Consider the following 11,982-nt stretch of genomic DNA (forward strand, 5'->3'; position numbering starts at 1 on the left):
CGGTCTCGTCGTCCGTGGTCTTGCCGGCCCTGCCCGCTCACGCGTGCGGTCCCGCACCAGCCACCGGACGAGGGAGTCCTCATGACCTCCACGCCGCGACGTCGCCGCGTTCCGCGCATCCCGTCGCCCCACCCATCCGACCCGTCGCCCCGCCGTCCGCGCGGGGCCAGGACGACGGCGTCGGTCACCGCCGTCGCGCTCGCCACCTCGGGCCTGGCGGGCGTCACGCTCGCCGCGTTCGCCGCCCCCGCCGCGGGGGCCGACGAGCGCACGCTCGCCCTCGTGGGCGACCTCCAGTCCGAGCTCGGCTGCCCCGCCGACTGGGACCCCGCGTGCGCGGCGACCGAGCTCGCGCCCACCGACGCCGCGGGCGTCTGGTCCGCCGACTTCGAGGTGCCCGCGGGCACCTACCAGTACAAGGTCGCCTACGACGACGCCTGGGACGAGGCGTACGGGCGCGACGGCGGCCAGGACAACGCGCCCCTCGTGCTCGGCGGCGACGCGACCGTGCGCGTCACGTTCGACGAGTCGACCCACCGCATCGCGCTCACGCCGCTCGGGCTCGCGGGCGGCTACGACGAGGCGCAGGACGCCGACCTCGTGGTGCCCCCCGTGCGCCAGCCCGGGTCGGACGAGCGCTTCTACTTCGTCATGACCGACCGGTTCGCGAACGGCGACCCGTCGAACGACACGGCGGGGCTCGGCGACGACCCGCTCGTCTCCGGGTTCGACCCGACGAACAAGGGCTTCTACCAGGGCGGCGACATCGCGGGCCTTCGGCAGAACCTCGACTACGTCGAGGGCCTCGGCACGACGGCGATCTGGCTCACGCCGTCGTTCAAGAACCAGCCGGTCCAGGGCACGGGCGCCGACGCGTCGGCGGGCTACCACGGCTACTGGATCACCGACTTCACGCAGATCGACCCGCACCTCGGCACCAACGCCGAGCTCGAGGCGCTCATCGACGAGGCGCACGACCGCGGGATCAAGGTCTACTTCGACATCATCACGAACCACACGGCCGACGTGATCGACTACGAGGAGAAGCAGTACGCGTACGTCGACCAGGCCACGTCGCCGTACCGCGACGCCGACGGCGCCGTGTTCGACCCGGCGGACCACGCGGGCACCGGCGACTTCCCGGCGCTGGACGCCGCGACGTCGTTCCCGTACACGCCGGTCGTCCCCGCGGGCAAGGAGGACCTCAAGGTCCCGGCCTGGCTCAACGACCCGACGCTCTACCACAACCGCGGCAACTCGACGTGGACCGGGGAGTCCGTGACGTACGGGGACTTCGACGGCCTCGACGACCTCATGACCGAGCACCCGACGGTCGTCGACGGGTTCGTCGACGTCTACCAGGACTGGATCGACCTCGGCATCGACGGCTTCCGCATCGACACCGTCAAGCACGTGAACTTCGAGTTCTGGGAGACGTGGACCACCGAGGTCCTCGACTACGCGCACGCGCAGGGCAAGGACGACTTCTTCATGTTCGGCGAGGTGTACGACGCCGACGCGGCGAAGCTCTCGCCCTACGTGCGCAAGACGGACATGAGCTCGACGCTCGACTTCACGTTCCAGTCCGCCGCGACGAGCTTCGCGAGCGGGAACAGCGCCAAGGGCCTCGCGTCGCTCTTCGCGAGCGACGACATGTACACGACGCCCACGACGAACGCGCAGGCGCTGCCGACGTTCCTCGGCAACCACGACATGGGCCGCGTCGGCTACATGCTCGCGAGCACCGACGACCCGCTCGCGCGCGACGAGCTCGCGCACGACCTCATGTACCTGACCCGCGGGCAGCCGGTCGTGTACTACGGCGACGAGCAGGGCTTCGCGGGCAAGGGCGGCGACAAGGACGCGCGCCAGACCCTGTTCGCGACCCAGGTCGACGAGTACGCCGACCAGCCGCTCGTCACCGGCGAGCAGGCGGGCAGCGTCGACCGCTTCGGCACCGACGCGCCGCTGTACGCGCACATCGCCGGGCTCGCCGCGCTGCGCGAGGCGCACCCGGCGCTGGCCGACGGCGCCCAGGTGGAGCGCTACGTCGAGAACGGCGCGGGCGTGTACGCGTTCAGCCGTGTCGACCGCGAGGAGAGGATCGAGCACCTGGTCGCGCTGAACAACGCGGCGCAGGAGCGGACGGCGACGTTCACGACCCTCACGCCCGGCGCCTCGTACGAGGTGCTCTACGGCGAGCAGGCCGCCCCCGTCACCGCCGACGCCGACGGCGTGGTCGCGCTGACCGTCCCGGCGACGGGGACCGTCGTGCTGCGGGCCGACCGCGAGGTCGGCGCGGACTCGTCGGGCGAGATCGCCGTCACCGTGCCGCGGGCCGGGGGAGCGGTCACGGGCGTCGCCCCCGTGACGGCCACGGTCGACCCGGACGCGTGGGCCGAGACGTCGTTCGCGTGGCGCGAGGTCGGGAGCGCCGAGTGGCACCCGCTCGGCACCGCCGAGGACACGGCGCCGCGCGTCTTCCACGACGTCGCGGGTCTCGCCGACGGCACGCTCGTCGAGTACCGCGCCGTGACGACCGACGCCGACGGCGACCGCGCCGCCGCGTCCACGTTCGCGAGCGTCGGGGTCGACGTGAGCGGGGTCGTGGGCGAGGAGCCCGAGCCCGAGATCGACCTCGTGACCGTGCCCGGCAGCCACAACGCGGCCATGGGCTGCGCGGGCGACTGGGCCCCGGCGTGCGAGGCCGCGCAGCTCACGAAGCGCGCCGACGGCGTCTACGCGGGCACGTTCGACATCCCGGCCGGGACGTACGAGTACAAGGTCGCGCTCAACGGGTCGTGGACCGTGAACTACGGCGTCGGCGGTGTACAGGACGGTGGCAACGCGACGTACACGACGACCGGCGGCCCGGTGACGTTCTACTGGGACCCGGTGAGCAAGGACTTCTCGAGCACCGCGCAGGGGCCGATCGTCACGCTCGCGGGCTCGTTCCAGGACCAGGTCGGCTGCCCCGGCTCGTGGGCGCCCGACTGCCTGGCCTCCTGGCTCAAGGACCCGGACGGCGACGGCGTCTACACCTGGTCGACCGACCGCCTCGCGGCCGGCGCGTACGAGGCCAAGGTCGCGCACGGCCTGAGCTGGGCCGAGAACTACGGCGTCGGCGGCGCGCGCGACGGGGCGAACTACCAGTTCTCCGTCGGCGACGGAGAGCAGGTCACGTTCTCCTACGACCTCGCGTCCCACGTCCTGACGATCGACGTCGCGAACCCGCCGCTCCCCGGCACCGGCCAGCAGGCCGCGCACTGGGTGCGCGAGGGCGTCGTCGCGTGGCCGGGCGACCTCGGCACGGGCGACGAGTGGACCCTGTGGTCCGCCCCGGAGGGCGGGCTCTCGGTCACCCCGGGCGGCGCCGACGGCGAGGTGCAGGCGCCGGAGGGCACGGCGTCGTACACGCTCCAGGTCGACCCGTCGGGCCTGCCCGACGACGTCGCCGCCGAGTTCCCGGCGCTCGCCGGGCACACCGCGCTGCGCGTGCTCGACGACGGCGAGCCGCTCGACCGCGCGGAGGTCGAGGCGGCGCTCACCGGCCAGCTCCTCGTCACCCGGGCCGACGGCGGCGCGCTCACGGCCGCGACCGGGGTCCAGGTGCCGGGCGTCGTCGACGACCTGTTCGCGCAGGACGCGGCCGAGCGCGAGCTCGGCGTCTCGTGGCATGCCAACGGCAAGTGGGCGTCGTTCGCGCTGTGGGCGCCGACGGCGAAGGCCGTCTCGGTGCTCGCGTGGCCCGCGGGGGCGTCGCTCGACGACGACCCGCGCCGGTTCGAGGCCGCCCGCCAGGCCGACGGCACGTGGACCCTCGACGGCAAGGCGGCAGACAAGAAGCTCGGCGGCGCGGCCGTCGGCTGGAAGGGCGCGCGCTACCTCTACGAGGTGCGCGTCTACGTCCCGAGCACGGGGAAGGTCGAGACGAACGTCGTCACCGACCCGTACTCGGTGGGCCTGACGCTCGACTCCACGCACTCGGTGGCCGTCGACCTCGACGACCCCGCGTTCCGCCCGAGCGTCTGGGAGGGCACGCCCGCCCCGGTCGTCGAGCGGGCGGTGGACCAGACGATCTACGAGCTCCACGTCCGGGACTTCTCGATCTCCGACGAGACGGTCCCGGCGGAGCGGCGCGGCACGTACCTCGCGTTCGCGGAGAAGGACTCGGCCGGCATGACGCACCTGCGCGAGCTCGCGGACGCGGGCGTCACCACGGTGCACCTGCTCCCGACGTTCGACATCGCGTCGATCCCCGAGGACCGCGCGGCCCAGGCCACGACCGGCGACCTCACCGGGTTCGCGCCCGACTCGCCCGAGCAGCAGGCCGCGGTCGCGGCGGTGCAGGCGCAGGACGGCTTCAACTGGGGCTACGACCCGTGGCACTTCAGTACGCCGGAGGGGTCGTACGCGGTCGACGCGGACGGCGGCGCGCGCGTGGCCGAGTTCCGCACCATGGTCGGTTCGCTCCACGGTGCCGGGCTGCAGGTCGTGCTCGACCAGGTGTTCAACCACACCGCCGCGAGCGGACAGGACGCGAAGTCCGTCCTCGACAAGGTCGTGCCGGGCTACTACCACCGGCAGAACCCGACCACCGGCTCCGTCGAGACGAGCACGTGCTGCCAGAACGTCGCGACCGAGCACGCGATGGCGGGCAAGCTCATGGTCGACTCGGTCGTCACGTGGGCGAAGGACTACCGCGTCGACGGGTTCCGCTTCGACCTCATGGGCCACCACTCGAAGCAGAACATGCTCGACGTCCGGGCCGCGCTCGACGAGCTCACGCTCGCCGAGGACGGCGTCGACGGGAAGTCCGTCTACCTGTACGGCGAGGGCTGGGACTTCGGCGAGGTCGCGGGCAACGCGCTGTTCGAGCAGGCCACGCAGGGCCAGCTCGGCGGCACGGGCATCGGGACGTTCTCCGACCGGCTGCGCGACGCCGTGCACGGCGGATCGCCCGTCGACGGCGCCTCGACGTTCACGCAGGGCTTCGGCACGGGCCTGGCGACCGACCCGAACGGGCAGCCCGCCCGGGCGGGGGAGCCGGGGACCGTGAACGACGGGTCCGCGGACGAGCTCGCCGACCTCGGTCACCAGACCGACCTCGTGCGTCTCGGCCTCGCGGGCAACCTGCGCGACTACACGCTCGTCACGTCGACGGGCGAGGAGAAGCGCGGCGACGAGATCGACTACCGCGGGGCGCCGGCCGGCTACGCCGACTCGCCCGAGGAGGTCGTGACGTACGTCGACGCGCACGACAACGAGACGTTGTTCGACCTGCTCGCGCTCAAGCTCCCGGCCGACACGCCGATGGACGAGCGCGTGCGCATGAACACGGTCTCGCTCGCGACCGCGGCGCTCTCCCAGACGCCGTCGTTCTGGCACGCGGGCACGGACCTGCTGCGGTCCAAGTCGCTCGACCGCAACAGCTACGACTCGGGCGACTGGTTCAACGCGATCGACTGGACCGGTCAGGACAACGGCTTCGGCAAGGGCCTGCCGATGGCGGCCGACAACGAGGACAAGTGGCCGCTCACGGCGCCGCTCCTCGCGGACCCGGCGCTCAAGCCGTCGCCCGACGACATCGCCACCGCGTCGGCGCAGGCGCAGGACCTCCTGCGGCTGCGGCACTCGACCGAGCTGTTCCGGCTCGGCGACGCGGACCTCATCCGGGAGAAGGTCACCTTCCCGGACGCCGGGACGGACCAGGTCCCGGGGGTCGTGGCGATGTCGGTGGACGACACCGTCGGCACCGACGTCGACCCCGCGCTCGACGGGCTCCTCGCCGTCTTCAACGCCTCGCCGGACGAGGTCACCGTCCCGCTGTCCGCGCTCGCGGGCCGCGAGTACGTGCTCTCGCCGGTCCAGGCCGAGGGGAGCGACGACGCCGTGCGCGGCACCACGTGGGACGCGGCGTCTGGGACCGTCACGGTCCCGGCGCGCACCGTCGCGGTGCTCGTCGAGCCGCAGGCGGGCGGCGACCTGCCCGTCTCCGTCGAGGTGCAGCCCCGCTGCCTCGCGGGCAAGGCGTACGTCGCCGTCCGCGCGACGAACGACGGCGCCGTGCCGGTGGACGTCCGGCTCGCCACGCCGTTCGGCGAGAAGGCCGTCGCGGACGTCGCGCCCGGCAGGAACGCCTACCAGTCGTTCGCGACGCGCCAGAAGGCGGTCGCGGCCGGCGAGGCCACGGTGACCGCCACCGCGGTGGTCGACGGCGAGGAGGTCACCTCGACCTTCACCGTCGAGCACGAGGCGGTCACCTGCTCCTGAGTCGAACGCCGAGGTAGAGCCCTGGTCATCACCAGGGCTCTACCTCGGCGCACCTCGGCTCTACCTCGGCGGGGCCTCGGGTCTCCCTCGGTCGGCCGCGGCCTTCCTCGGGACGTCCTCGTGCTCTCCCGGCGGGGCGGGTGCTACGGTCGCGAGCCGTGACCACCTCGCCCCGGCCCGCCGTCCGCCCGACGGCGGGTCTCGCCTTCCGCGCGGCCGTCGCCGCCGACCTGCCCCGCGTGGTCGAGCTCATCGCCGACGACGCGATCGCACGCGACCGCACCGGCGACGTCGGCCCGGAGCACGAGGCGGCGTTCGCCGCGATCGACGCGGACCCGAACAACGCCCTGGTCGTCGTGGAGCGCGACGGCGAGGTCGTGGGCACCATGCAGCTCACCGTGGTCCCGGGCATCTCCCGCCACGGAGCCTCCCGGCTGCTGGTCGAGGCGGTGCGCGTGGACCGCCGGCTGCGGGGCCAGGGCGTCGGGCGGGCCATGATGGCGTGGGCCCACGCGTGGGGGCGGGACCGCGGCTGCGCCCTCGCGCAGCTCACGTCCGACAAGCAGCGCGACGACGCCCACCGCTTCTACCGGTCGCTCGGCTACGAGCAGTCCCACGAAGGGTTCAAGCTGCCGCTCTGACGGCGGCCGCGTGCGGCCGCCGTCAGGGCATCAGCGGAAGACGACCGTGCGGTGCCCGTCGAGCAGCACGCGGTGCTCGGCATGCCAGCGCACGGCGCGCGCGAGCGTCTGGCGCTCGACGTCCTCGCCGATCGCGACCAGGTCCTCGACGCGGCGCGAGTGGTCCACGCGCTCCACGTCCTGCTCGATGATCGGGCCCTCGTCGAGGTCGCCGGTCACGTAGTGCGACGTCGCGCCGATGAGCTTGACGCCGCGGTCGTGCGCCTGGGCGTAGGGCCGCGCGCCCTTGAAGCTCGGCAGGAACGAGTGGTGGATGTTGATGATGCGGCCGGGCATCTCGCGGCACAGGTCGTCCGAGAGGATCTGCATGTAGCGCGCGAGGACGACGAGCTCGACGTCGAGGTCGCGCACGAGCTCGCGCAGGCGCGCCTCGGCGTCGGCCTTGGTGTCCCTCGTCACGGGGACGTGGTGGAACGGCTTGCCGTAGAACGTCGCGATATCCTCGAGGTCACGGTGGTTGCCGACGACGCCCACGACCTCGATCGGCATGCCCTGGGAGCGCTCGCGGTACAGCAGGTCGACGAGGCAGTGCGGGGCCTTGGAGACCATGAGCAGCGTGCGGACCCGGCGCCCGACGACGTCGAGCTGCCACGTCATGGCGAACCGGGCCGCGACCTCCTCGACCGCCCGCTCCAGCTCGGCGCGCTCCGCGGCCGCGGTGACCTGCACGCGCATGAAGAACAGCCCCGAGAGCGGGTCGCCGAACTGCTGCGACTCCGTGATGTTGCCGCCGAGCCGCGCGAGGGCACCGGCGACGGCGTGCACGATCCCCGGCCCGTCCGGGCACGAGAGCGTGAGGACCCAGTGCGTGGGGTCGCCGATCGGGGTCTGCGCGGTGCGGAGCGCCGAGGTGTCGGGGACGTCGGCGCCACGGGGATCTGTCGTGGACACCCCTCAGAGGGTAGCCGCGTCCCGGCGGTGCCGGGACCGCCGTCCGGCAGCCCGACATCACCCGGACACGCGCGGTCGCGCCGCGCGATGTCTGACACGATGTCTTCATGAACGACGCGCAGATCACGACCCGCCTCGTCGACGACGCCGAGGCCGGTGAGCTCCTGACCCTGCGGCGGGCGGCGTTCGTCACCGAGGCGCAGCTCTACCAGGACCCCAACATCCCCCCGCTGACCCAGACCCTCCACGAGCTGCGCGAGGACCTCGCGCGCGAGGACGTCGTGACGATCGGCGCGTGGCTCGGCCCGCGCCTGGTCGGCTCGGTCCGGGTCGAGATCGAGGACAGCAAGGCGACGCTCGGGCGGCTCGCGGTCGCGCCGGACATGCAGGGCCGGGGCATCGGGACGCAGATGCTCTTCGAGGTGCTGCCCTATCTCCCGGAGCAGACCTCGGAGATCTGGGTCTTCACGGGCAAGGACTCCAAGCAGAACCTCGCGATGTACACCAAGCACGGGTACGAGGAGCAGTACGACAAGGCGGCCGGCGACCTCACCTACACCTACCTGCGCCGCATCCTGGGCGAGGCCGAGGCGCGCAACGAGTCGGACGCCGTCGGGCACGAGTAGTCCCGGGAGGCCTCAGCCGCGCCGTGGGTGCTGCGTTGCCGAGACCGACGGGTCGTGGCGCGGGGACGTGAGGGTCGAGGCGCCGGTGATCGCCGCGATGATCTCCTCGTAGCTGGCGTCGGGGCCGGAGAAGCTCCCGTTGTTCCGGCCGTGCCGCAGCACCTCGACCCGGTCCGCCACCGCGCGGACGTCGGTCATGTTGTGGCTGATGAGGATGACGGCATGGCCCATGTCCCGCAGCCGCAGGATGTGCGTGAGCACCTCGGCGGACTGCGCGACGGACAGCGCCGCGGTCGGTTCGTCGAGCACGACGATGCGGGGGGAGCCCAGGAGGGTGCGGGCGATCGCGACGCTCTGGCGCTGGCCGCCCGAGAGCGACGAGACCGGCACCCGTACCGACGGCACGCGCGCGTTGAGGTCGGCCAGCACGCGCCGCGCGGTCCCCTCCATGGTCGCCTCGTCGAGGCCCCGCCCCCGGCGCAGCTCGCGGCCGAGGTAGAGGTTCGACACGACGTCGAGGTTGTCGCACAGGGCCAGGTCCTGGAAGACGGTCGCGATCCCGAGCGCGTGGGCGGCGGCCGGGGTCGGGATGACGACCGGGACGCCGTCGGACTCGATGAAGCCGGCGTCGGGCGTCAGCACGCCCGCGACGATCTTGGCGAGCGTGGACTTGCCGGCACCGTTGTCGCCCACCAGAGCGACGACCTCGTGGCGGTGGACCTCGAGCTCGACGCCGGTGAGGGCCTGGACGGCGCCGAACGACTTGTCGATCCCGTGCAGGGCGAGCGCCGGGACAGCAGGGCGGGTGGTCACGTCGGGTCACCTTCGGTGGGGGAGGGGGCGACCACCGGGCCGTCGGTGGCCAGGTCGGTCGCGGCGAGCGCGAGGGAGAGCGCGCCGAGGACCTCGGCGCGAGAGCCGAGGTCCGACGCGAGGACCTCGACGGGGGCGATGGTGTTCGGGACGAGGTGGCGGCGCATCGACTCGCGGAACGGGGCCAGCAGGACCTCGCCGGTCTCGGCGAGCTCGCCCCCGACGACGACCGCCTGCGGGTTCAGCGCGGTCGCCAGACCGGCCACCACGGACCCGATCCGGTCCCCCGCGTCGGCGACGACGCGGCGGCACCCCGGATCGCCGTCGAGCGCGCCCTGGACGAGGTCGTGCAGGGTGAGGTCCCCGTGGCTCGTCCGGACGAGGGCGAGCAGCGCATCGGACCCCACGACGGTCTCGAGGCACCCGCGGTTCCCGCAGCGGCAGATCGGGCCGGCCGGGTCGACCTGCATGTGACCGATCTCGCCCGCCGTCCCGGCGTAGCCCCGATGGACTCGGCCCCCGAGCACGATGCCGGCGCCGGTGCCGTAGGAGGCGCGCACGAAGATCGAGTCCCGGTACCCGCGCGTCGCGCCGAGCTCGTGCTCGGCGAGCGCCGCGAGGTTCGCGTCGTTGTCGACCTTGACGGGCCGTGCGAGCCGCTTGGCGAGCACCTGCCCGACGTGGACGTCGTCCCACCCGCGCATCACCCCGCGCACGGAGATCATGCCGGTGTCCTCGTCGACCGGCGCCGGCAGGGCGACGCCGACGGTCAGCAGCTCGTCCGGCGCCGCACCGACGCGGTCCAGCATCTCGACGACGAGCAGGGCGGCCCGGTCCAGCCCGGTGTCGAGGCGGTGGTCGACGGGCAGGGGCATGTGCTGCTCGGCGAGGATCTCGCGCGTCGGGTCGGCGATCGCCACCGTGAGGCGGCGGCGCCCGAACTGGATCGCCGCGACGACGCCGAGCCGGCGCGCGAGCGTCACCATCTGCGCACGCCGCCCGGACCGGGACGCCGGGCGGGTGTCGACGACGCCCGCGCCGGTGAGCTCCTTGACGATCGTCGAGACGGTCGCTGTCGACAGCCCCGTCGCCTCGGCGAGCTCGACCTGGGTGAGACCCCCGAAGCGCCTCACCGCGTCGACGATGCGAAGTCGGTTCGCCTCTCGGAGGGACGCCTGCGACCCGGGGGTGGACCGGTCGCTGTTCACACGCGCAGGCTACACGGTGCGGCGCCGCGGAGGTCGGCCGCAGCGCGGATCCCTCATGGCTTCGATGCTCGAACACAAAATGATTACGGGGTCTCTCGTGCGCTTGACCGGCGAACTCAAGCGCGGCTACGGTCCCTCCCAGCCCGTGGGAGCGTTCCCGTCCGACGACGGACGACCGCCCGGCGGAGCGCCGTGCCACCCGACCTCGGGGGTACGGCCTTTCGACGACGAGAGGGAGACGACGATGACGTCATGGCGCAGCAAGGTCACCGCCTTCGCGGGGACCGCACTCCTGGTCGGTTCGCTCGCCGCGTGCAGCGCGGAGCGGGCGAGCGACTCGGGTGACGGCGCCTCGGAGGCCGCGGACTCGGGCGACACGCTCGTCGGCATCGCGATGCCGACGCGCAGCCTCGAGCGCTGGAACAACGACGGCGCACACCTGGAGGAGCTGCTCCAGGAGGCCGGCTTCGAGACGACCCTGCAGTACGCGGACAACAAGGTCGACCAGCAGATCACGCAGCTCCAGAACATGATCAACCAGGGCGCTGACGTCCTCGTCATCGCCTCCATCGACGGGACCGCGCTGGGCCCGGTCCTCGACCAGGCGGCGGAGAACGACGTCCCCGTCATCGCCTACGACCGCCTGATCAACGGCTCCGAGCACGTCGACTACTACGCGACGTTCGACAACGAGCTCGTCGGCACGCTCCAGGGCGAGTTCATCGTGGAGCAGCTCGGGCTCGCCGACGGCGCGGGCCCGTTCAACCTCGAGCCGTTCGCGGGCTCGCCCGACGACAACAACGCGAAGTTCTTCTTCAAGGGCGCGTGGGACGTGCTGAGCCCGTACATCGAGTCCGGCCAGCTCGTCGTCCCCTCCGGCAAGGCGCCGGCCACGGTCGACGACTGGGCGTCGATCGGCATCCAGGGCTGGGAGTCCGCGAAGGCGCAGTCGGAGATGGAGAACCGGCTCAACTCGTTCTACACGGACAAGAAGGTCGACGTGGTCCTGTCGCCGAACGACTCGCTCGCGCTCGGCATCGAGCAGGCGCTCGAGGGCGCGGCGTACACGTCGGCCGACTGGCCGATCGTCACCGGCCAGGACGCCGACGAGGCCAACGTGAAGAACATGCTCGCGGGCACGCAGTCGATGACCGTCTGGAAGGACACCCGCACGCTCGGCGACCAGGTCGCGACCATGGTCGAGCAGATCGTCGACGGGGCCGAGGTCGAGGTCAACGACACCGAGACCTACGACAACGGGGTCAAGGTCGTCCCCTCGTACCTGCTCCCGCCGGAGGTCGTCACGGCCGACACGGTCCAGCAGAAGCTCGTCGACTCGGGCTTCTACACGGCCGAGCAGCTCGGTCTGTGACCCGGTCGGGGCGGCGCAGGCCGCCCCGACCCGCCCGGCCGCCCCGCGAGCCCGCGGGGCGGCCGGACGATCCGCACGACGCGTCGCGGCGCGCCCGT

At 72.8% G+C, this 11,982-nt stretch carries 7 protein-coding genes; 4 read left to right on the plus strand and 3 right to left on the minus strand.

Going from position 1 to position 11,982, the window contains the following annotated elements; genetic code table 11:
- The first annotated feature begins 81 nt into the window (after window positions 1-81).
- Window positions 82-6,273 (plus strand): pullulanase-type alpha-1,6-glucosidase, encoded by a 6,192-nt coding sequence (pulA, locus tag NHH00_RS05725; RefSeq protein ID WP_253050903.1) that lies wholly within the window; start codon window positions 82-84, stop codon window positions 6,271-6,273.
- Window positions 6,274-6,431: 158 nt separating this feature from the next.
- The gene (locus NHH00_RS05730) at window positions 6,432-6,914 is read left to right on the plus strand and encodes a GNAT family N-acetyltransferase (RefSeq protein ID WP_253050904.1); all 483 of its coding nucleotides are present in this window, start codon (window positions 6,432-6,434) and stop codon (window positions 6,912-6,914) included.
- Window positions 6,915-6,944: 30 nt separating this feature from the next.
- On the opposite strand, the gene purU is transcribed toward NHH00_RS05730, so the two are convergent.
- Window positions 6,945-7,796: a formyltetrahydrofolate deformylase gene (purU, locus tag NHH00_RS05735; protein ID WP_253051428.1), complete on the minus strand. Its 852-nt coding sequence runs from the start codon at window positions 7,794-7,796 to the stop codon at window positions 6,945-6,947.
- A gap of 176 nt (window positions 7,797-7,972) precedes the next feature.
- Between purU and NHH00_RS05740 the strand changes: the two genes are divergently transcribed.
- A complete protein-coding gene (locus NHH00_RS05740) occupies window positions 7,973-8,491 on the plus strand; it encodes a GNAT family N-acetyltransferase (RefSeq protein ID WP_253050905.1) in 519 nt (172 codons plus the stop codon).
- A 12-nt stretch (window positions 8,492-8,503) separates the two neighbouring features.
- Here NHH00_RS05740 and NHH00_RS05745 read toward each other — a convergent pair whose 3' ends face one another.
- Together NHH00_RS05745 and NHH00_RS05750 are read right to left on the minus strand one after the other, a co-directional pair.
- The gene (locus tag NHH00_RS05745) at window positions 8,504-9,304 is read right to left on the minus strand and encodes an ATP-binding cassette domain-containing protein (RefSeq protein ID WP_253050906.1); all 801 of its coding nucleotides are present in this window, start codon (window positions 9,302-9,304) and stop codon (window positions 8,504-8,506) included.
- A complete protein-coding gene (locus NHH00_RS05750) occupies window positions 9,301-10,512 on the minus strand; it encodes an ROK family transcriptional regulator (RefSeq protein ID WP_308202269.1) in 1,212 nt (403 codons plus the stop codon). The genes NHH00_RS05745 and NHH00_RS05750 overlap by 4 nt, the downstream gene beginning before the upstream one ends.
- Window positions 10,513-10,756: 244 nt before the next feature.
- Here NHH00_RS05750 and chvE point away from each other — a divergent pair, with 244 nt between their 5' ends.
- Window positions 10,757-11,884 (plus strand): multiple monosaccharide ABC transporter substrate-binding protein, encoded by a 1,128-nt coding sequence (chvE, locus tag NHH00_RS05755; protein WP_253050908.1) that lies wholly within the window; start codon window positions 10,757-10,759, stop codon window positions 11,882-11,884.
- Window positions 11,885-11,982 lie beyond the last annotated feature (98 nt).

Origin of the sequence: Cellulosimicrobium cellulans, from assembly GCF_024124905.1 — a bacterium.
In the GTDB taxonomy this organism is placed as follows: domain Bacteria; phylum Actinomycetota; class Actinomycetes; order Actinomycetales; family Cellulomonadaceae; genus Cellulosimicrobium; species Cellulosimicrobium cellulans_G.